Source organism: Companilactobacillus sp. HBUAS59699, assembly GCF_036913575.1.
Taxonomy (GTDB): domain Bacteria; phylum Bacillota; class Bacilli; order Lactobacillales; family Lactobacillaceae; genus Companilactobacillus.
In genome coordinates, this window is record NZ_JAYKTV010000003.1 from 127,315 (window position 1) to 147,323 (window position 20,009).

Consider the following 20,009-nt stretch of genomic DNA (forward strand, 5'->3'; position numbering starts at 1 on the left):
CCTGCGCTTACTACGGATAAGTGATGCACCAACTGCGTTGGCACTTCTCTTATCCTAGGTAATGCTCAGAAGTTACCCGGCTTTCTCCACTCTCTCTAAAACTTAAACTCTCTATTATAGTATTCCAAATACATTTCCTGTGTTCTCGCCAATGTTACGATTTTTGTAACACTAGCGTTGTTCGGTTCGGGAAGTGTCATCGGGTTTTGCGGTTCTACTACTCCTAGAGCAGCGGCTTTGGTTGTGAACCCGTGTGTCACTACGATGTATTTTTTATCAGGTGTATTGAGGGTCTTCTCCAACATGAATGATTTCACTCTTGCAACTACTTGTGGGAATGTTTCGCCTTTAGTTGCTACTTCAACGTAATCTGGTAGAACGTCATGTAGATGTTGGTCAAAATAACGAGGATATTTTTCACGTAGTTCAGAATTTTTCTTTCCGTCCCACTCACCATAAGAAATTTCGAGCAGACGTTCGTCAGTGGACATCGGCAAGTTATAGCCTTCATTTAGTATTTGAGCAGACTCTAAAGTGCGGTTAAGAGGGCTGTGAACTAATTCGTCGGCGAAGCTAATATTAAAAACTTCGTGCAATTTTTTCATTTGGCTCTTACCAGTATCATTCAAATTACTTATCTCGGTATTGATGGTTCCTTGCTTGATACCTTCAGCGTTTGCGTCTGTTTGTCCATGTCTGATGAAATAAAATTCTGTCATTTTGTTCTCCTTCTGATTGACTTTCTCCGATTAAATTGTTAAAGTGTCTTTAAGTTTATTGGAGGTATCTTAATTATGATTAAACAATTACATTTTAGCTTAATAAGCTCCTCCTTGTCTACACGGTTATCCATGTAGGCCTATTAAACTTTCAGTTAAGCCCTCATGGATTCAAGTTATTTGAAGCTGTGAGGGCAATAATTCAGACTTTTGTTTGGGAACTCTCACAACTTCGTGAGGGTTCTTATTTTTTTAATCTAAAACAAAGGTGGAAATACAAATGACAGTTTACAATTTTTCAGCTGGTCCAGCCATGTTGCCCAAGCCAGTCTTAGCACAAATCAAAGAGGATATTCCTTCATTCCAGAATTCAGGAATGAGTGTTATGGAGATCTCACATCGCTCAAATCTGTTCGACAATGTGATTGCGGATGCCGAAAACGACTTAAGAGAATTGATGCAGATTCCTGATAACTACAAGGTCTTGTTCCTGCAAGGCGGAGCTACACTGCAATTTACAGCAATGCCGATGAATCTAGCGACGCAATACAATCGCATTGGCTTGATCGACACTGGACACTGGTCAATTCGTGCAGGTGAAGAAGCTGAAAAAATTGGAACTGAAGTCGAAACGATTGCGACTTCTAAACAATATCATTACCACCAATTGCCTGAAGATATTGATGACGGTAATCAATATGACTATATTCATTTAACCACTAATAACACGATAGAAGGAACTGCATTTACTAAATTACCTCAAACTAATCAAACTTTAGTAGGGGATATGTCTTCAAACTTCTTGGCACAACAATATAAGGTAGCAGATTTTGGAGCAATCTATGCGGGAGCACAGAAGAATCTAGGAATTGCCGGACTGACAGTGGTCATTGTTAGAGATGATCTGATCGGCAAGAAGAAACTGCCTAGTATGCTGGATTACCAACTGTTAGCTAACAAGAATTCAATGCTCAATACCCCACCTGTATTTGCGATTTACGCTGCTGGCTTGACTTTGAAGTGGCTCAAGGAAATTGGGGGAATTGCGGCAATGGAGAAGATCAATCGTCAAAAGTCAGCTCTGCTGTATCAATTCTTAGATCAGTCAAAACTCTTTAACAATTTGATCAAACCAGCGGATCGCTCATTGACTAATATTTCCTTTGTGACAGGTGATAAAAAAATCGATCGGGCTTTCATCGAACAAGCTGCTCAAAGAGGACTAGTTAATCTCAAAGGACATCGTCTGGTAGGCGGCATGCGGGCCAGCTTATACAACGCCATGCCATTAGCTGGTGTTACAGCATTGACAGATTTCTTAGATGAATTCGAACAAACTCAGGAGGCAAAGTAAAATGACTTATCAAATCAAAACATTCAACGCCATCGCCCAAAGTGGGTTAGATGCTTTTAATAGTAACTTCCAAATCAATCAGACGGATGCAGCAGACGCATACTTGATCCGTTCAGTTAATTTACGTGATGCTCAATTCCCACAGACACTCAAGACGATCGTTCGTGCAGGAGCCGGTGTCAACAATGTGCCGCTGCATCGCGCAACTGAAGCTGGTATCGCCGTCTTCAACACTCCCGGAAGCAACGCTAATGCGGTCAAAGAATTAGTCATTTCATTGATGATCTCAGCCTCACGAAATATTTTTGCGGCTAATGAGTATTCTAACGACCACGTCGGTGCGGATGTTTCTAAGCGAACGGAAGCTGATAAGACAAAATTCAATGGAACAGAATTGTTGGGTAAGAAGTTAGCGGTCATCGGCCTGGGTCATGTTGGTTCATTAGTCGCCGAAGCGGCGTTAGAACTAGGCATGAATGTCATCGGCTTCGATCCATATTTATCAACCGATGCCGCTTGGAACATCAATAATCACGTTGACCGTTCACGAACGATCAAGCAAGCGGTCCAAGATGCAGACTACGTAACAATTCACGTTCCTAAGAATGATGAAACCGATAAGTTGATCGATCGAGATGTCATTGCGGCGATGAAGCCAGGCGTGATCTTATTCAACTATTCACGTCTAGGGATCGTTGACAACGAGGTTGCCCTTGAAGCGGTTTTGGATCACAAGATCAAGTACTATGTGACTGACTTTGGAGAACCGATCATTGCTGACCAGCCTAATGTCATCGTGACGCCGCATATTGGTGGATCAACACTTGAAGCTGAGTCTAACGGTGCTACTCAAGCGGCCAATACGATCATGAGATATTTGGAGACAGGAGATACAGTGCAGTCAGTTAATTTGCCAGGGATGAAAATTCCATTTGAAGCGCCATATCGATTTACCATTATTCATAAGAATGTTCCTAATATGGTCGGTCAGATCACAACCATCCTAGCCAATATCGGTATCAATATCGCCAGCATGTCTAATGCAGCCAAGAAAGATACGGCTTATACTATTATTGATGTAGATAATTTAGCTGCTGATAACAGCACAGAATTACTACAAAAGATCGATCAGATACCAGAAGTTTATCGGGCTCGTTTGATCAAGCATAAGTAATTTACTATCAATCTGTGTCTGGTGTATGTTACAACTTTTGTATAAGCATTAAAAAGGAGAGAGAAGATTAAAATGTATAAAGTACTTATCGTTCTTCACGATGGGGATGACTATATTCGGATGAATAAGGTATTTGTTGAAAATATGCCTGTTGCGGGTCAGTACATAATTCATACCGATGGTTTGCCATATTATGTTGAAGAAGTGACAACTTTTGTAGGATATGTCAGCAGCAAAGGTGCAACGACAATTCTAGTTGTTCACCCAGCTCCTGAAGATGCTCCGGTTAATAAGCTATACGGAATTGATGTTGAACGAGATATGGATGATTCTAATAATTAATTTTGTTTTTGGGTGGGGGATGCCGCTGAAGGGATTCAACAATTCCATCTGCCGCAGGACCGGTTTCAAACTTCGTTTTCAACCTCGCTTTGAAGCCTGTAGTCTTCAAAGTCGTCCAGCTTACTAAGCGATAAGTCGCTAAGTAAGCTTTTACGGCTGATTCTATTGTTGAATCCCTCCAGCTAAGCTTTGGTTTGATGGTATCTACTTCACGATTATCTATCTTGAATTAATAAGATTTAAATAGCACATCATGACTTATGGATAAAAAGTATTATCCAAATCGTCGTGATGTGCTATTTTTTACTATTAATCAGATGTAATAATCAAATGTAGCTGGAGGTCAGCAGTAATGGAATCCGTGGCAAAAGTGGTGTTAATGCGGGCGATTTTCTCGCATTTACAGCACTGGACGTCTTGACTGATTTGCAGTTTGTGCAAAGCAGACAAGCGAGATCTGAGACCGCTTTTTGGCTCAGATCGGTCCTGCCACAGATGGAATTACTGCTGGCCGGAAGCGGAAAACAGAAACAAAAACAAAATCAGAACAGAAATCTAACTAAAAATAAAGAAAGGGCAGAGACCTACCACGAGTCTCTACCCCCTTTGCGAGAATTAAGATCAGAGCCTACCACAAACTCTAACCTTTAAGCAGTTGAGAAGGAGTACCACTTTTGATCAATAACTTTCGTTATTTTGTTTATACATCCCCGCCCGTATAAACATCTTTATTATATAGCTCGGATACTATAATATCTATATTAATTAATAAATATTTCAATAATGGCAAATAGTTTTACTAAAAAAATGTTCATAATTGGTGAAAAATGTTTAAAAGTATGCCAAAAAAAATTTGATGCCGGTCAAGAGGTTGGAAAACCCTATCAGGACGGGCTTAAGTCAATTAAATATAATTTTATTATATAAAAGTGAATTCCAAAGTGATAAAAAATGTTAGATAATGACTTCATGAGCTTTACAACAAGTTCTGCGCAATGAGATACAAGGGGAGTTCAAAATTTCTAAATAGAAAGGCGGGGAATACCTTGGAGGAAATGAGAGAGCTTAGAATGGACCGCAAGGAAGTAATTCAGACGATTGAAGAATCTGTTGGAGAATTTAACATGCTTTCCGAGAGAAATCTGATCGGCCTAGTTATGCAATACCTTGATCGCTTTGAAAACAGTGATTTCGAGCCGGCATTATTGGATTTTCGAAGAGATCTAATCAAATACGATGAACAAACAGATCATATTAATGAACGAGATGTTGACGAATTGATTTTCAAAATCAATCAATCGTTCAATCGTGCAAGTAGATATTAGGATTGGGGTTTTTGCCCTAATCTTTTTTTTATATGCCAAATCAAGTAAGATAAGTTTGAGGTGATAATTATGGTAAAAATTTATCAAAGGACATTGCAGGATGTGCCGGTACTGGAAGTTGTTGAAGAAGAATATCGCTATAGCAGGGTTCCGTTGGTGATTTTTTATCATGGTTGGAGATCAGATAAGGAATTAGTGCTAACTCAAGCGCGGAAGCTGGCTAAGAAGAAGATTCGGGTGGTGTTGCCGGATGCGATGAATCATGGCCAACGTCGCCACGATGTATCGTCGATTCCTTCGTTTACATTTTGGAACAGCATCCAAGGTAATCTCGCTGAATTCGATTTGATCAAGAATTTTTATTTGAAACGTGAATTGGTCTTGGACGAAAAAATCGGTGTCGGTGGCTATTCCATGGGCGGCATGACGACTGGGGCGCTACTGACGCAACATCCAGAGATAACTGCAGCTACGATTATTATGGGAACGCCGAATTTGAACGCTTACGCTAAACTGGTTCGAGATTCGGCTAAGCAACATAATTTGTACATTCCTTCTGATATGGAAAGTCTGACGAGCTGGATCGATGATTATGATCTGACTAATTATCCGGAAACTATCAACAATCGTCCACTGTTGTTCTGGCACGGAACGGACGATGAACGAATTCCTTATTCAGAATCGAAGGATTTCTTCGACAGTATTCAAGGTCAGCCATACGCACAGCAAGTAGCCTTTATTACTGGGTACAAGGCTAAGCATTTGGTAGAAACACGTTTGATGGATAAGATTGCTAATTTTTTTGAGTATTATTTGTATGATTGATATAAAAATGAGGTGATTTGAATGTCGACTAAAAGTTTTAAAACAGAATTTGTTTTTAACGAACGGGATAGTAAGAATCTTGTCAAGGCATTAAATATTGCCTCTAATGAAAAAGAAGAATTAAAAGTAAACGTGCCAATTACATATTTAAAAAAGAGTGATATTAGAGCCATTAATTCGTTGCTAAAAAGAATCTTGTGAGTAAGTATCCGACTCCGATTGAAAACAAAAAGTTGCTGTGATGACCGAATCAAGCCTGGAAAGCGGTCTTGATTCTCGATTTTGAACTTCGCACAAGTTGCGAATTTCAAAATACGTCTAGTGGAGTAAGCGATAAATCGCCAACTCCACTGTTACAGCAGACTTTTTGTTTTCAATCTCCGTCTAATTTTGAATATTACTATTTTTTAAGAGTAACTAGAAAAAGAGATTCCGTAAATATATTGCGGAATCTCTTTTTCTACATTTTTTCATATTCAATATCTTTGAATTTGCGACGAAGTACTTTGCCACTAGCAGTTCTGGGGACTTCTTTAATTAAGCGGAATTCCTTAGGAACTTTGTAATGTGCCATTTTTTCACGTCCAAAGCCGATCAGATCAACACCGGATAGGAAAGCATCTTTATCTAAAGTGACGTAGGCAACGGGGATTTCTCCCCATTCTTCGTTTTGAACACCGATGACGAAGATACTCTCTAATCCTGACAACTTGCTATAAATATTCTCCACTTCTTCGGGATAAATATTTTCACCACCGGAAATTATCATATCGTCTTTGCGTCCTTTGACGTATAGGAAGTTCTCATCGTCCAAATAACCGATGTCGCCAGTTTTATAAAAACCGTCATCAGTTATTTTTTTATTGAAGAGTGACTGTTTATTCAAGTAACCCTTAGCAACGTTGGGGGCTTTGATCTCGATATCACCGATACCATCACTATCAGCGTGATTGATTCTTAAATTAACAGGGAACAAGGCTTTGCCAGATGATCCGACTTTTCTTTCGGCATCAGCGAAGTTTAATGCAACGACGTTCGAAGCCGTCTCAGTCATACCGTACGATTGAATAACGGGAATGTGCAACATGTTGCAACGTAATAGAGTCCAATTGTCGATCGGACCGCCGCCCAAGAAGACACACTTAAAATACTTGTTGTAGTGTTTGTCTGTTGGCAAGTTATTCAAAAGCCGTTTCAGCATCGTGGGAACTAGTGAGATCACGGTTGCCCGTTCGTTCACTAGAACCTTGTTGATATATTCTTCATTGAAGTTAGTGATTAAGTAGACGGGAATACCATAGATCAATGATCGCATCATGATCGAGAATCCGGAAATATGAAACAGTGGCACGGTTAATACCCATGAGTCTTTGTCGTTTATTCCTAGATTTAATGAAGTGCCGATGGCTGAATAAAAGTGATTGCCGAATGTCTGCAATACGCCTTTTGGACGACCGGAAGTGCCCGAAGTGTACATAATAGAAGTAACATCATTATTATCGAATTCGGCAACTGGCTGATAGTCATGATTCGGCTGCATGCTCAAGATGTCGGATAAGAAAATCTTGTTAGTATTAACTTTGTTGATTTGGTGGTAGTCACTGGAGTCGTCAACTAAACATAATTTTGCACCAGAGTCGTTCAATTGAAATTTCAATTCATCACTAGACAATCTGGAATTCAAAAAAACAATCTCGGCACCGATCTGTTGAAGCGCTAAAATAGCAATATAACCGTTGAAAGAGTTGCTGATAAAAAGCGCTGCACGTTCGCCTTTATGAATGTGATTGTACAGCTTTTTAGCGCAAAGTTGGACGGTAGAATTAAGTTCACTAAAGGTGAAATCTGAATGCTCAATGATCAATGCAGTTTTATTTGGATCTAGTTTTGCCCGTTTAGTTAGCCAGTTCTCCACTTTCTTACTCCTTATGGTAGATTTTTGATTCAGGTATTTGAAATGTGTTTAGTGTGATGGGGTTTCTTTTTAGATGGTGCTCAGGGTTTCCCGTTTTGTTCCACTCTCTGAAACGAGTTGCGAAAGGGCAAACCTCTGCGCTTACTACGGATAAGAAATGCACCAACTACGTTGGCACCTTCCTTATCCTAGGTAATGCTCAAGGTTTAACCGCCCTTTCTCCACTCTCTATGGAAATTTCGGGAATTTATCAAAATCAGGATCACGTTTCTCTAAAAAGGCATCTCGGCCTTCTTTTCCTTCATCGGTTGTATAATACAACATGGTTGAATCACCTGCTAATTGTTGTAGTCCGGCTACTCCGTCTGTGTCGGCATTCATTGCGGCTTTGATGAAGCGGATGGCGGTAGGGGACTTCTTTAGGATCTCGTTACACCATTCGATGGTTTCTTTTTCGACGTCAGCTAGGGGAACTACTTTGTTGATCCAACCCATTTGGAAGGCTTCATCGGCTGTGTATGGTTTGCATAGGAACCAAACTTCTTTGGCACGTTTGTGTCCGATGACGCGTGCTAGATAAGCTGAACCATATCCAGCATCGAAACTTCCTACTTTAGGTCCTGTTTGCATGAACTTGGCGTTGTCAGCAGCGATGGTCAAATCACAAACTAATTGTAAGATGTTACCACCACCGACTGACCAGCCACGAACCATAGCGATGACAGGCTTAGGGATGATACGAATCAAGTGTTGCAAGTCGAGTACGTTCAATCTGGCGATGTGATCAGGACCGACATAACCACCGTTACCGCGGACACTTTGATCGCCACCGGAACAGAAGGCAAGGTCGCCTTGTCCAGTCAGAATAATGGCACCGATCGTCGCATCGTCACGGCAAATATTGAAAGCCTCAATCATTTCCTGTACAGTGACAGGTGTAAAGGCGTTACGTTTTTCAGGACGATTGATAGTTATCTTGGCAATTTTGCCCATTCGTTCAAAAATAATTTCTTGATAATCTTTAATGTTTTTCCATTCACTCATAAAAAATAACCTCCGAGGTGTTAATAATGAATTTATTAGAAAATTTGGGTATAGAAGTAATTGAACAAAACAAGAATCGTGTTACTTTACAGATGAAAGTAGAAGATAAACATTTACAGCCATACAAGATCATGCACGGCGGGATCAACGCGGTCTTGGCAGAAACAGCTGCCAGTATTGGTGCTAATCTTAACATATCAGAGGCCGACGAAGTAGCTGTTGGAGTAGACATATCGACACATCATCTGAATACGGTCAAAAACGGTACTCTAATTGCTGAAGCTCTACCAATCAAAATTGGATATTCGATCCAAGTTTGGCAAGTCATCACCCATCCGGAAGACAGTGCCATCAGCAATAGTATGAGCACGGTAACCCTGAAGAAAACTAAGTTGAATTAGTGGTGATACAGACGAGAATTGACGATTTCAAAGAATGCCAGAATGATCAAGCTAATTCCGAATAGTTGATAAATAAAAATAATCATCTTTGGTGGTTGCAGGATGAACATGATTCCCGCAAGCATCAATAGTGCAGAGTAAAAATAATCAAGCCAAGGCGTTATCTTGACTTGTTTTTTTGTCTCGTGTGAATCTCGAAACTGGTTGATACCATTGACTAGTAAGATGATCCCTAAGACAGGTGGTACCAAAACCACGATCAACTTGGCAACGATAGGGATCGCCACCGCTAAGACCAACGCACCGACCCCCAGACCAATGGCGATATTAGTTTCGCCAGTTTTTTTGCGGATACTGACCCCATCCATAATAGAAAGGATTCCATAAATAGCGATGTATCCAGAGACTAAATAAATAATAATATTCAAGCTCTTGACCGGTTCAATGACGATCAAAATCCCCGTCACCAACAAAAAAACAAAACGCAACCAACGATAAAGTTGGAACTGTTTGACCATTTTTTCACTTCCCCCAAATGTCTATACCTCTATAATAACAAAATTTTACCACAAATATATTGTTAGGTTAAAACAAAAAATTCACAATCATATCTGTCATGGTATGGTACTGCCCGTTTTGTATAGTTTGAGCTATCTATTTTGATTGTGAAATAATTGTGGTATGGTATTCATGATTATAAATTAAGGGAGTGTCTATATATGAAAGTTCGTGCTTCAGATAAGATGATCGACATAATGAGTCAATGGGGGATTGACAATATTTTTGGTTTACCAGGGGATTCGGTCGATACTACGATCGACGCCATGTATCGTGCGCAAGATAAGATCAAATTCACACATGTTTTGCATGAGGAAGTTGCGGCATTGTCTGCAGCTGCCCAAGCTAAATTAACTGGTAAAATCGGAGTTTGTCTCTCGATTGGTGGACCGGGTGCCATTCACTTGCTCAACGGTTTGTATGATGCCAAGATGGATCACGCACCAGTTCTAGCCATCTTAGGACAAGTCCAATCCAAAATGTTGAATACTGACTTCTTCCAAGAAGTTGATACTCACGTCTTATTCGATGATGTGGCAGTTTACAACAAGCTGATCATGGATCCACAATCATTGCCACGTATAGTGGATGAAGCTATCCGTACCGCCTATTCTAAGCAAGGAGTTGCCGTATTAACGATTCCCGATGATATTCCAGATCATATGATCTCTGATAATTTCACCGCCAACGTTGATAACTTCAAGATGGAAGATTATCAAGTAGATGACAAGGAGATTAAAGCTGCCTTGGATCTAATGAAGATCCACTCTAACCCGATCGTTCTAGCCGGTACTGGTATTAGAAATGCCAAGAAGGAGACACTTGAATTCATTGAGAAGTTCAAGCTGCCGATCATTCAAACAATGCCTGCCAAAGGAATGGTCGCTGATGACCACCCATATAACTTGGGACAATTAGGTAAACTGGGCACCAAAGCCGCCTATGAGATGATGCAAAAAGCTGATCTCTTGATCATGCTTGGAACTGACTATCCTTACGCACCATACTTAAATCACAAGATCGATGCGATTCAAGTCGATATCAATGGTGATAAACTCGGTAAACGTCATCGTGTTAATGTCGCCATTCAAGGTGAGACTCAAAAAGTCCTCAAACGGATGCTGGAACTCGGTGATGAAGTTGAAGAACGTCCTTTCTTGAACACAGCTGTCAGCCATATGGCACAGTGGCGTTCATGGATGAAAGATGTTTACAGCAAGTCACACAAGGGTGTCTTGCCATCTAAGATGTTCCACGACTTATCAACTGTAGCTCCTGACAATGCTGTCTTCTCAATCGATGTCGGAACTTCAACAGCCTTTGGTGCCAGATTCATCGATGCCAAACCAACTCAAAAATACACTATCTCAGCTTGGTTAGGAACGATGGGTTGCGCCTTACCTGGTGCGATCGCAGCTAAGATGACGATGCCTGATCGCCCAGTCTATGCTGTCGCCGGTGACGGTGCCTTCTCCATGGTCATGCAAGACTTTGCGACAGCAGTCAGATACAAGTTACCAATGGTGATCACAGTCTTGAATAACAAGTTGTTGGCCTTCATCGAGTACGAACAACAATCAGCTGGACAACAGAATTATGGTATTAGCCTGCCAGATATTGACTTCGCTAAGTTCGCTGAAGCTTGTGGCGGAATCGGTGAGAACATCACAACTAACGAAGAATACGAACAAGCACTGGAGAAGTATAAGAATACTGATCGTCCAGTCGTTCTAAATGTCGCCGTAACTGATGAAGCACCATTGCCTGGTAAGATCGTTATGGACGAAGCCAAGGGTTACGCTAAGTTCGGCATGGGTCACTTGATCGATCAGAAGTCGATGCCAGAATTGCCACCAATGAAAGAGATCCTCAGATCTTTCTTATAAGCTAAATTAAATTAAATCTAATAAAAGGGGAATCACAATCTAATGTGATTTCCCTTTTTTATTCCCCTAAATTCAAGTGAATTATTACAAATTAATAAAAACTATTGCAAGTAAATTAGAAAACTATTAGAATAACAATATTTCAACCAAACAATACAGGGGGTGTCATTATGGATGCGCAAAAAGTAGATCATGATCATGAGGAGGCTCACCGATTGATTCAACGTGAAAATAAATTTTACGCTAAATCAGCTCGGATGGATTACTACGATTTAGTAATCGACCACGCACACGATGCAACATTAGTTGATGTCGATGGAAATGAGTATATTGATGTCCTGGCGAGTGCTTCAGCAATCAACGTCGGACATACAAATGAAGAAGTCGTCAAGGCGATTCAAGATCAAGCCCAAAAGCTGATTCACTATACTCCAGGTTATTTCCACCATCAACCAGAACAAGAGTTGGCGGAACGACTGTCTAAGCTCGTGCCGGGCTCACCTAAGCAAGTCACATTTGGTAATTCAGGTTCAGATGCTAACGATGCTATTATCAAATTTGCCCGTGCTTACACAGGTCGTCCTTACATCGTGTCGTTTATGGACTCATATCATGGTTCTACTTACGGCTCCATGACACTTTCCGGAGTTAGTTTGAATATGACACGCAAGATGGGACCACTACTTCCCGGAGTAGTTCACGTTCCTTATCCAGATTTGTATCGTCGCTTACCTGGCGAAACAGTTCACGATGTGGCAATGAGATATTTTGAAGAGTTCAAACAACCATTCGAAACTTTCTTGCCAGCTGATGAAACAGCTTGTGTACTGATCGAACCGATTCAAGGGGATGGAGGTATTCGCAAAGCTCCAGAAGAATTCATGCAGTTGGTTTATCAATTCTGCCACGAGAATGGGATCCTCTTCGCCGTTGATGAGATCAATCAAGGCATGGGACGCACTGGAAAAATGTGGAGTATTCAACAATTCAAAGACATCGAACCCGACTTGATGTCTGTTGGTAAATCACTTGCTTCAGGGATGCCACTGAGTGCCGTTATCGGTAAGAAGGAAGTCATGGAGAGTCTCGATTCTCCAGCCCATCTCTTCACAACTTCTGGTAATCCTGTCTGTTGTGCAGCGGCACTGGCAACACTAAATGTCCTAGATGAGAAAAAATTACTTGAAAAATCAGCCGAAGACGGGGAATATGTTAAGAAGCGTTTCTTAGATATGCAACAAAAATTCGAAGAAATCGGCGATGTCAGAATGTATGGCTTGAATGGCGGAATTGAATTAGTTACGGACAAAGAGTCCAAGGCTCCCGATTCAGATTTTGCTACCAAAGTTATCTATTACGCCTTCCAACACGGAGTAGTCATCATTACTCTGAAAGGAAACATTCTGAGATTCCAACCACCGTTGGTAATTACAAGAGCGCAACTGGACAAAGTCCTAGACGTTCTAGAAGCAGCCATCACCGCTGCTGAAAATGATGAGGTAGTTGTACCAGCAGGAAAAGTCGGCTGGTAAACATATAATAGGATAATTTTAGGAGGAAATTATATGAGTGGTTTTTTTAAACGATTAACATTAAAAGAAGATCCGAGTATTTACGAAGATAAGGACTCACATTTGGTGCGTGTCTTAACAGTTAAGGATTTCTTAGCCTTAGGTGTCGGAACAATTGTTTCAACTTCTATCTTCACACTGCCCGGAGTTGTTGCCGCACAACATGCCGGTCCTGCCGTTGCCATTTCATTCTTGGTAGCCGCAATCGTTGCCGGACTTGTTGCTTTCGCTTATGCGGAAATGGCTGCAGCCATGCCGTTCGCAGGGTCTGCGTATTCGTGGATCAATGTTATGTTTGGTGAATTCTTCGGCTGGGTCGCCGGTTGGGCACTGTTAGCTGAGTACTTCATTGCCGTGGCGTTCGTTGCCTCGGGATTATCGGCCAACTTCAGAGGACTGTTGTTGCCGTTAGGAATCAAGTTCCCGAACGCCATCTCTAATACAATGGGTGTCAACGGTGGGATCCTCGATATCACTGCCGTTATCGTTCTAGCAGCCGTTGCCTGGTTGTTGTCAAAAGGTGTTTCTGGTGCGGCTAAGGTTGAGAATATCTTAGTTGTTCTAAAGGTTTTAGCTGTATTGACTTTTATCGTCGTTGGTTTGACTGCCATTCATATTCAAAATTACGTTCCATTCATTCCTAAGTATCACGTTAATGCTGACGGAACTGCCTTTGGTGGTTGGCAAGGAATTTATGCCGGTGTTTCAATGATCTTCTTATCATATATCGGATTTGATTCGATCGCCGCTAATTCCGCTGAAGCTAAGGATCCTGGCAAAACAATGCCACGTGGTATCCTAGGTTCACTTGCAATCGCCGTTGTCTTGTTCGTGGCTGTTGCCTTGGTTCTAGTAGGGATGTTCCATTATTCAGATTACGCTAACAATGCTGAACCTGTTGGCTGGGCACTACGTCATGCCGGACATCCAGTTATTGCTAGTACGATTCAAGCGATTGCCGTTATTGGTATGTTCACTGCTTTGATCGGAATGATGTTAGCTGGATCACGTTTGATCTATTCATTCGGACGTGATGGTATGTTACCAGGCTGGTTAGGTAAGTTGAACAAGAACAATCTTCCTAATCACGCTCTATCTGCTTTAACGATTATCGGTATCATCATCGGTGCTTTGTGTCCATTCGCATTCTTAGCACAGTTGATCTCAGCTGGTACTTTGATTGCCTTTATGTTTGTTTCTCTAGGTATCTACGCTTTGCGCAGACGTGAAGGTAAGGACTTGCCGGTTCCTGCATTCAAGATGCCATTCTATCCAGTTATGCCAGCTCTTGGGTTCTTAGGCGCTTTATTCGTTTTCTGGGGTTTGGATTACGACGCTAAGCTATATGCTGGGATCTGGTTTGCACTTGGTTTGGTTATCTACTTCTCTTATGGTATGCGTCATTCTTATCTTGGCAAGAAGGCTAAGAAGGAAGAGGCTGCTGGTAAGGTTGATGATGTTGTTGAGGATTGATAATTAATTGTTTATTTCTATGCCGCCTACGGGTGAAAGCGATGAGGCTGCTGTGAGACCGGGACAAGCCAAGGTCTTGTCCCTCGATTTTGAACTTCACGCAGACCGTGAATTTCAAAATACGTCTTGTGGAGTAAGCGATAAATCGCTAACTCCACTGCCACTGCAGGCCTCATCATTTTCACCCTTCGGCTAGGTAGTGTTTACCTTTTATAATTCTAAAATCCGCCGTTGGCGGATTTTTTCTTATAGTTTTTTTGTGGTTAGAACTAGATTTGGTAGGGTTATGCAGTTTACTGGATGAAAAAGATTTAAATCTAAAAAAGATGCTTAAACTCAAATTAAGTGGTTTAAGCATCTTTTTTAAATAGAAATAACAGCCAAACTAGCCGGAGGAAAAAAACACGGAAGCCCGCAGTGAGAGTTATGTTGGCGATTTATCGCCTACATAACTGGACGTATTTTGAAATTTGCGGTTTATGCAAAGTTCAAAATCGAGAATCAAGACCTTGGCTTGATTCGGTCCACATTGCGGCTTCCGTGTTTTTTCCCGGAGGCGGCATAAAAAAAGACACCTCCAACATGAAAGAGGTGTCTTGCTATATCAGGGAGAAATCCTTAATACTTTATTATTTGTAGTTTGTTTATATTTATAATATAAACCCCATCTGTGAAGAATCTGTGAAGTATCAAAAATTAATTATTAGTAATACCAAAATTACTGTCTGTTTCGATTGTTACGTCACTCAGATTGAAATTCAAAGTGGAATGAGCACCGTCTAACCATTCGTGACTGCCGACTTTGAAGAATAGTTCACCTTTGGAATTCTTGACGATCCGGAAGATCTGCCAGCTGGTTCCCGCAGCTACTGGTGTTGTCTCGTAGCCGTTAGTTGAATCGTTGTAGAAGTAAGTTCCGCCATTGATGACAGTACCGACTTTGGCTGTAACGGTTGTATTGGTATTTGTATTCGTAGAACCGCCAGTAGCACTCAATGAGAATTCTGGTTCGTAGTTTGCGTTTTGATAAATATCATTATCCTTGACTGAAGCATACTTGGCTGAGATCCAAGTGTTAGGTCCGATCTGGAAGAAATATTCTTTGTTCTTATTATAAGTAACGTTTAGAACGTTGTAAGTTGTTCCGGATGGATTGGTATCTGATGAGAATGAATTAGTTGAAGTGTCATAGATTTGAGCACCGGCTAATGTGGTTATGGTGTACTTAACAGTTGGCGATGTTGTGTTGTCGACGTTTGAAACGGTGACGGTGTCGGATTTGATCCATTCGTTGTCAGCAACTTTGTAATACAATACGCCGTTGATAGTCTTCGAATCGACAATGTTCCATTCGGTATCTTTAGTTAGGACGTACTGAGTTGAGACACCTTGATCGTTAAATATTTCAGCGTAGTTGATAACTTTGCCGACTTTATTAGATGAAGTTGATGTTGAATTGTTAACAGCATTGCCGGAAGCATCGTAAACGTTGATCGATGAAGCTAAGAGCCATTCGTGGGTAGCGATACGGTAATATTGTGCCCCGTTGATCGACTTAGTGCCGGTTAGTTGCCATCTGGAACTTTGATTGTAGAACTTGCCGGTCGGGTTACCATTGTCATCGTAGGAATTAGTTCCTGAGATCACAGCGCCGATATAGCCAGTTGTCTTGGTTATGCCAGTAGAAGCATTGGCGTTTGGGTCAACACTTGGGTCAGTTGTATCGGTAGCGTTGATAACTTTGCCAGTACTATCATTGACAGTCATTGCCGAAGCGTTGATCCACTGATTAGTGGCAACACGATAGTAGGTAATACCGTTGACGACTTTCTTGGCATCTAGCTTCCAAGAAGTGTAGTTGCCAAAGGCGTTAGTTGTCAGATTGCCGTTGTCGTCATACGACAAAGTTCCACCTTTGTTGACAGTTCCGATGTAGCCTGGAGTCTTAGTGATCGTGGTTGAATTGATCGACTCATTGACCAGAACGCCACCAGCATCACGAACAGTCATCGCCGAAGCGTTGATCCATTGATTAGTGGCAACTTTGTAGTAAGTTTCACCGTTGATAGTCTTCTTAGCACTCAATTGCCAAGCAGTGTAGTTGGCGAAGACTTGTCCGGTGTACTTGCCGTTGTCATCGACGGAAACAGTTCCACCCTTGAGGATACGTCCGATGTATCCCGGTGTTTTAGTTGCTGTTGTAGTGGTGTTGGCATTGGTATTAGTACCGGTACTACCTTGGATCTCGATAGCATCAGCCCGCAGCCATTCGTTAGTTGCGACCTTATAATAGGTAACTCCACCAACAACGGTTGATTGACCAAGTTGCCAAGAAGTGAAGTTATCAAGGCTGCGACCGATGGCCTTACCATTTGCATCATAGAGCGTACCGCCACCACGTTTGACGACACCGACTAAGTTGGAAGCTGCATCAGTATTTTGAGCTGATAAGTTATTTAATATTCCCGGTGACAGCAAGACTGCCATTGCCGTACCAAGAAGTAGCGATTTCTTCTTCATGATAAAATTCCCTCCTAATTGCGCATATCTAGCTTCATCGTATTACCTTGCTGAAATTTAAACAATTAATCGGGGATTTCTTTATGATTCTTTAAGGTTTTGGAATATTTTTTACAAGAAATTTCGTAATTTTTTAGACGGGACTTTTGATTTACAATTGTTGAAAATGGTTTTTAAAAATTGTACAAATATGTGTAAGAGGTAAATGATATGGAAGCCGTATCTTATTCAAATTTTCGTCAAAATTTAAAAAAGTATTTTAAACAAGTAAACCAGAATTCAGAGCCGTTAATCGTTACTAATAAGAAAGAAGAGGATGATGTTGTAGTTATGTCAAAAGATGATTATGATTCTATGACTGAGACAATGAGAATTATGTCTAATACGAAATTAATGGAAAGATTACGTAAGGCAGATAAGCAATTTGCTGAGGGTAAGTTTAAAGAGCACGAATTAATTGAGGACAAAGATGAAAAAAACGTGGTCAGATGAAGCCTGGAATCAATATATGTATTTGTTAGATCAAGGTAATAAAAAACTAATTCGAAAAATAAATAATTTGATAAAAGATATTGATAGACATCTATTTGATGGATTAGGTAAGCCGGAACCATTGAAGTATAGTTTGACAGGTAAATGGTCAAGAAGAATTACTGTGGAACATCGACTGGTGTACCTTGTAAAGGATAATCAATTATATATTTTTTCAATAATGGATCATTATTAAACACAAAAGGAGCAAGTCATTTGGCTTGCTCCTTTAATATCTATAAATTATCTTACTTGTGCGTCTGAAGCTTTGATAGTTGATCTACCGTCAGCGGCAGCGTTCTTGATTGCACGAACGATATCATTGTCACTCCAAGCTGCAACGTTCTTAACACCTTGATCAGTTAGATCTTGTCTAGCTTTAGCGATGTCGGCGTCAGTGATCTTGTTACCGTCAACTTCACGTTTTTCAACATCGAAGTCACCGTTAGCAGCAGGGTTGTTGCTGTCATCGGTGTTGTTGTCATTTGAGTTAGTAGCGCTAGCGTCTGAGTTCTCAGAATCGTTGTTACTGTTACTATCAGCAGTAGAATTCTCAGAAGTAGCAGAACTAGCTGGAAGGTTATCTAGTAACTTCTTAGCCTTCTTGTAAAGATCTGAGTAATACTTGCCTTTGATGCCATCAGCCTTAGTTACTTGTTCAAGTAATGTACGAGCTTGGTCATTGTTGTTGGCCTTGATCAATTCCTTAGCGGTCTTGATGTTAGCCTTGTAATCACTACGTCTTCTCATAATAGTCTTGACTTGTGATAACAACTTCTTAGAATGACTAGTCATTTTTTCGTTACCGTTAGTTTGATTCTTAGCGGTAGTTAATGACTTCTTCGCATCAGAGAATTCACGGTCGTTCATATCCTCGATAGCGTCAGCTAACTTGTCGGCTTGGATCTTAGATGCCTTGGATTTTTTAGTGTTTTTAGCTTCATTTGCGGATTCGAAATGGTCGGCTGCGGTTTCATAATCTTTTTTATTTACAGCCTTGTTACCCTTAGACATCTCAGTTTTGTATTCATTATTGTTGTTAGAACTTGATGATGAGGCAGACGATGATCCGTTGCTGCAACCAACGAGCAAGATACCAACAGCAGTTGTTGCGAGTAGTGCTAGTGCTTTTTTCATATAATTCCTCCTAAAGATGCTGACTGAATTATACCATGTTAAGTTGTTATTCAAAAATATCTGGCGGTTTTGTTGGTGGAGGGATTCCGCTTCCGGACAGCAGTAATTCCATCTGTAGCAGGACCAGTCTGAGCCACAAAGCGGTCTCAGACTTTGCTTTCTTGCTTTGCATGGACCGCAAATCAAGAAAGACGTCCAGTGCTGTAAATGCTGGGAAACCACCCGCATTAACACCACTTTTGCTACTGATTCCATTACTGCTGTCCTCCAGCTAAATGGGGTTGTTAAAGTAAGGATTGCTTTTAAGTATAGGAATGTGTAAAAAGATATAAAAAAATAGACCACCTAGACTGTCAGAGGTCGTGGTCTATATTTTTTAGATGCTTATCTTTGTCACCACTTATGTGGAGCTGTGACGGTAGGACACACTTTTTTATCGTATTTTTAATACACGCACATTCTAACAGCAGAATCCGCAAACTACAATTAAAAAAAATTCAAAAATCATTTCCGTTTTTGCCACTCTCACTCGTTACTATTTATGTAAGCAACTTAAACGGCCGATAAGTTCCTTACTAAATTAAAAAATCGAGGTAAATCAAATGAGCTGGAAAAGAACTTCTATTAATGTAACAATGGCGAACGACAAATATATTGGCGGTAAGAAGGTTAAGCCGTTCAACAATGTAGTCCAAGAGCCAACTAAGGAACAAATTGCACTATTCTCTGATGCCTTAGCAATGCTCTCTGATGGAGATACATTTGTTAAAGCAGAAATCGTTAAGCACACAGACATTGCAACTGACTAATTCAAAATAAGAAAAGAGGACATATTATATGAAGAAACTACAACTAACATTCAAGACATCAAAAGGTCAAAAGCGCAACTTAGTATTGAACTACGTGCGTGATGATCTCGACACACCCACAGTTAGAAAGGCCATGGACAAGATCGTGGCTAGCCAATTATTTGAAAAAGACGGTATTGGCTTATATACAAAAGTCTCTGCTGCCAAATATGTGGAACGTACTGAAACGCATTTGTTTTCAGAAGATTTGGCTGTTTAAACGCTAGAGAGCGGAGAAAGCCGGGAGATTCTGAGCACTGCCTAAGATAAGGGAGGTGCCAACACAGTTGGTGCATCACTTATCCGTAGTAAGCGGAAGAAGTTGTTTTGTGCAATTCATTTCAGAATAGAACCACAACCCAACCCCAAGCCCACAACCAACCAGT

General features: G+C 40.8%; 20 protein-coding genes. 14 read left to right on the top strand and 6 right to left on the bottom strand.

The features are described from left to right. Positions 1-95 precede the first annotated feature (95 nt). A complete protein-coding gene (locus tag U8519_RS07185; RefSeq protein ID WP_334329639.1) occupies positions 96-719 on the bottom strand; it encodes a histidine phosphatase family protein in 624 nt (207 codons plus the stop codon). Positions 720-999: 280 nt separating this feature from the next. On the opposite strand from U8519_RS07185, the gene serC reads away from it, so the two are divergent. From serC to U8519_RS07215, 6 genes are all read left to right on the top strand, one after another. Then, positions 1,000-2,073 (top strand): 3-phosphoserine/phosphohydroxythreonine transaminase, encoded by a 1,074-nt coding sequence (serC, locus tag U8519_RS07190; RefSeq protein WP_334329640.1) that lies wholly within the window; start codon positions 1,000-1,002, stop codon positions 2,071-2,073. A 1-nt stretch (position 2,074) separates the two neighbouring features. After that, positions 2,075-3,247 carry a phosphoglycerate dehydrogenase gene (locus U8519_RS07195; RefSeq protein ID WP_334329641.1) on the top strand — a complete coding sequence of 391 codons (1,173 nt, stop codon included), beginning with the start codon at positions 2,075-2,077 and terminating at the stop codon, positions 3,245-3,247. A 72-nt stretch (positions 3,248-3,319) separates the two neighbouring features. Beyond that, positions 3,320-3,589, top strand: a complete 270-nt coding sequence (locus tag U8519_RS07200; protein WP_334329642.1) for a LysR family transcriptional regulator — start codon at positions 3,320-3,322, stop codon at positions 3,587-3,589. Positions 3,590-4,644: 1,055 nt separating this feature from the next. Continuing rightward, positions 4,645-4,914 carry a hypothetical protein gene (locus tag U8519_RS07205; protein WP_334329643.1) on the top strand — a complete coding sequence of 90 codons (270 nt, stop codon included), beginning with the start codon at positions 4,645-4,647 and terminating at the stop codon, positions 4,912-4,914. 69 nt (positions 4,915-4,983) lie between these two features. Further along, positions 4,984-5,739, top strand: a complete 756-nt coding sequence (locus U8519_RS07210) for an alpha/beta fold hydrolase (RefSeq protein WP_334329644.1) — start codon at positions 4,984-4,986, stop codon at positions 5,737-5,739. Positions 5,740-5,760: 21 nt separating this feature from the next. Beyond that, entirely contained in the window at positions 5,761-5,940 is a 180-nt protein-coding gene (locus U8519_RS07215) for a hypothetical protein (RefSeq protein WP_334329645.1), read from the top strand. Between the two features lie 259 nt (positions 5,941-6,199). Here U8519_RS07215 and U8519_RS07220 read toward each other — a convergent pair whose 3' ends face one another. Both U8519_RS07220 and menB read right to left on the bottom strand, forming a co-directional pair. After that, a complete protein-coding gene (locus tag U8519_RS07220; RefSeq protein WP_334329646.1) occupies positions 6,200-7,654 on the bottom strand; it encodes an o-succinylbenzoate--CoA ligase in 1,455 nt (484 codons plus the stop codon). Between the two features lie 228 nt (positions 7,655-7,882). Next, positions 7,883-8,698: a 1,4-dihydroxy-2-naphthoyl-CoA synthase gene (menB, locus tag U8519_RS07225; RefSeq protein WP_334329647.1), complete on the bottom strand. Its 816-nt coding sequence runs from the start codon at positions 8,696-8,698 to the stop codon at positions 7,883-7,885. A gap of 26 nt (positions 8,699-8,724) precedes the next feature. Between menB and U8519_RS07230 the strand changes: the two genes are divergently transcribed. Then, the gene (locus U8519_RS07230) at positions 8,725-9,099 is read left to right on the top strand and encodes a PaaI family thioesterase (RefSeq protein ID WP_334329648.1); all 375 of its coding nucleotides are present in this window, start codon (positions 8,725-8,727) and stop codon (positions 9,097-9,099) included. Here the strand turns inward: U8519_RS07230 and U8519_RS07235 are convergent. Next, a complete protein-coding gene (locus U8519_RS07235) occupies positions 9,096-9,617 on the bottom strand; it encodes a DUF308 domain-containing protein (protein WP_334329649.1) in 522 nt (173 codons plus the stop codon). The two genes, U8519_RS07230 and U8519_RS07235, sit on opposite strands and share 4 nt — an antisense overlap. A gap of 201 nt (positions 9,618-9,818) precedes the next feature. Here U8519_RS07235 and U8519_RS07240 point away from each other — a divergent pair, with 201 nt between their 5' ends. From U8519_RS07240 to U8519_RS07250, 3 genes are all read left to right on the top strand, one after another. Further along, positions 9,819-11,543 (top strand): pyruvate oxidase, encoded by a 1,725-nt coding sequence (locus U8519_RS07240; protein ID WP_334329650.1) that lies wholly within the window; start codon positions 9,819-9,821, stop codon positions 11,541-11,543. 170 nt (positions 11,544-11,713) lie between these two features. Further along, positions 11,714-13,075, top strand: coding sequence for an aspartate aminotransferase family protein (locus U8519_RS07245; RefSeq protein ID WP_334329651.1), 1,362 nt, complete (start codon positions 11,714-11,716; stop codon positions 13,073-13,075). A gap of 33 nt (positions 13,076-13,108) precedes the next feature. Then, complete coding sequence (locus tag U8519_RS07250) at positions 13,109-14,587, top strand: APC family permease (RefSeq protein ID WP_334329652.1); 1,479 nt, start codon at positions 13,109-13,111, stop codon at positions 14,585-14,587. A gap of 696 nt (positions 14,588-15,283) precedes the next feature. On the opposite strand, the gene U8519_RS07255 is transcribed toward U8519_RS07250, so the two are convergent. After that, positions 15,284-17,107, bottom strand: a complete 1,824-nt coding sequence (locus U8519_RS07255; RefSeq protein WP_334329653.1) for an SLAP domain-containing protein — start codon at positions 17,105-17,107, stop codon at positions 15,284-15,286. A 210-nt stretch (positions 17,108-17,317) separates the two neighbouring features. Between U8519_RS07255 and U8519_RS07260 the strand changes: the two genes are divergently transcribed. Both U8519_RS07260 and U8519_RS07265 read left to right on the top strand, forming a co-directional pair. After that, entirely contained in the window at positions 17,318-17,599 is a 282-nt protein-coding gene (locus tag U8519_RS07260) for a type II toxin-antitoxin system Phd/YefM family antitoxin (RefSeq protein WP_334329654.1), read from the top strand. Next, positions 17,577-17,834 (top strand): Txe/YoeB family addiction module toxin, encoded by a 258-nt coding sequence (locus tag U8519_RS07265; RefSeq protein ID WP_334329655.1) that lies wholly within the window; start codon positions 17,577-17,579, stop codon positions 17,832-17,834. Before U8519_RS07260 ends, U8519_RS07265 begins: the two co-directional genes overlap by 23 nt. A 47-nt stretch (positions 17,835-17,881) precedes the next feature. Here U8519_RS07265 and U8519_RS07270 read toward each other — a convergent pair whose 3' ends face one another. Further along, on the bottom strand, positions 17,882-18,775 hold the full coding sequence (locus U8519_RS07270) for a hypothetical protein (protein ID WP_334329656.1): 894 nt from the start codon (positions 18,773-18,775) through the stop codon (positions 17,882-17,884). A gap of 602 nt (positions 18,776-19,377) precedes the next feature. Between U8519_RS07270 and U8519_RS07275 the strand changes: the two genes are divergently transcribed. After that, positions 19,378-19,584, top strand: coding sequence for a hypothetical protein (locus U8519_RS07275; protein WP_334329657.1), 207 nt, complete (start codon positions 19,378-19,380; stop codon positions 19,582-19,584). A 28-nt stretch (positions 19,585-19,612) separates the two neighbouring features. After that, entirely contained in the window at positions 19,613-19,843 is a 231-nt protein-coding gene (locus tag U8519_RS07280; protein ID WP_334329658.1) for a DUF2922 domain-containing protein, read from the top strand. Positions 19,844-20,009: the final 166 nt, after the last annotated feature.

Bases quoted from the DNA above. Each gene is read 5' to 3' on its own strand.
- U8519_RS07185 (WP_334329639.1), bottom strand. From the start codon at position 719: ATGACAGAATTTTATTTCATCAGACATGGACAAACAGACGCAAACGCT.
- serC (WP_334329640.1), top strand. From the start codon at position 1,000: ATGACAGTTTACAATTTTTCAGCTGGTCCAGCCATGTTGCCCAAGCCA.
- U8519_RS07195 (WP_334329641.1), top strand. From the start codon at position 2,075: ATGACTTATCAAATCAAAACATTCAACGCCATCGCCCAAAGTGGGTTA.
- U8519_RS07200 (WP_334329642.1), top strand. From the start codon at position 3,320: ATGTATAAAGTACTTATCGTTCTTCACGATGGGGATGACTATATTCGG.
- U8519_RS07205 (WP_334329643.1), top strand. From the start codon at position 4,645: ATGAGAGAGCTTAGAATGGACCGCAAGGAAGTAATTCAGACGATTGAA.
- U8519_RS07210 (WP_334329644.1), top strand. From the start codon at position 4,984: ATGGTAAAAATTTATCAAAGGACATTGCAGGATGTGCCGGTACTGGAA.
- U8519_RS07215 (WP_334329645.1), top strand. From the start codon at position 5,761: ATGTCGACTAAAAGTTTTAAAACAGAATTTGTTTTTAACGAACGGGAT.
- menB (WP_334329647.1), bottom strand. From the start codon at position 8,698: ATGAGTGAATGGAAAAACATTAAAGATTATCAAGAAATTATTTTTGAA.
- U8519_RS07230 (WP_334329648.1), top strand. From the start codon at position 8,725: ATGAATTTATTAGAAAATTTGGGTATAGAAGTAATTGAACAAAACAAG.
- U8519_RS07235 (WP_334329649.1), bottom strand. From the start codon at position 9,617: ATGGTCAAACAGTTCCAACTTTATCGTTGGTTGCGTTTTGTTTTTTTG.
- U8519_RS07240 (WP_334329650.1), top strand. From the start codon at position 9,819: ATGAAAGTTCGTGCTTCAGATAAGATGATCGACATAATGAGTCAATGG.
- U8519_RS07245 (WP_334329651.1), top strand. From the start codon at position 11,714: ATGGATGCGCAAAAAGTAGATCATGATCATGAGGAGGCTCACCGATTG.
- U8519_RS07250 (WP_334329652.1), top strand. From the start codon at position 13,109: ATGAGTGGTTTTTTTAAACGATTAACATTAAAAGAAGATCCGAGTATT.
- U8519_RS07255 (WP_334329653.1), bottom strand. From the start codon at position 17,107: ATGAAGAAGAAATCGCTACTTCTTGGTACGGCAATGGCAGTCTTGCTG.
- U8519_RS07260 (WP_334329654.1), top strand. From the start codon at position 17,318: ATGGAAGCCGTATCTTATTCAAATTTTCGTCAAAATTTAAAAAAGTAT.
- U8519_RS07265 (WP_334329655.1), top strand. From the start codon at position 17,577: ATGAAAAAAACGTGGTCAGATGAAGCCTGGAATCAATATATGTATTTG.
- U8519_RS07270 (WP_334329656.1), bottom strand. From the start codon at position 18,775: ATGAAAAAAGCACTAGCACTACTCGCAACAACTGCTGTTGGTATCTTG.
- U8519_RS07275 (WP_334329657.1), top strand. From the start codon at position 19,378: ATGAGCTGGAAAAGAACTTCTATTAATGTAACAATGGCGAACGACAAA.
- U8519_RS07280 (WP_334329658.1), top strand. From the start codon at position 19,613: ATGAAGAAACTACAACTAACATTCAAGACATCAAAAGGTCAAAAGCGC.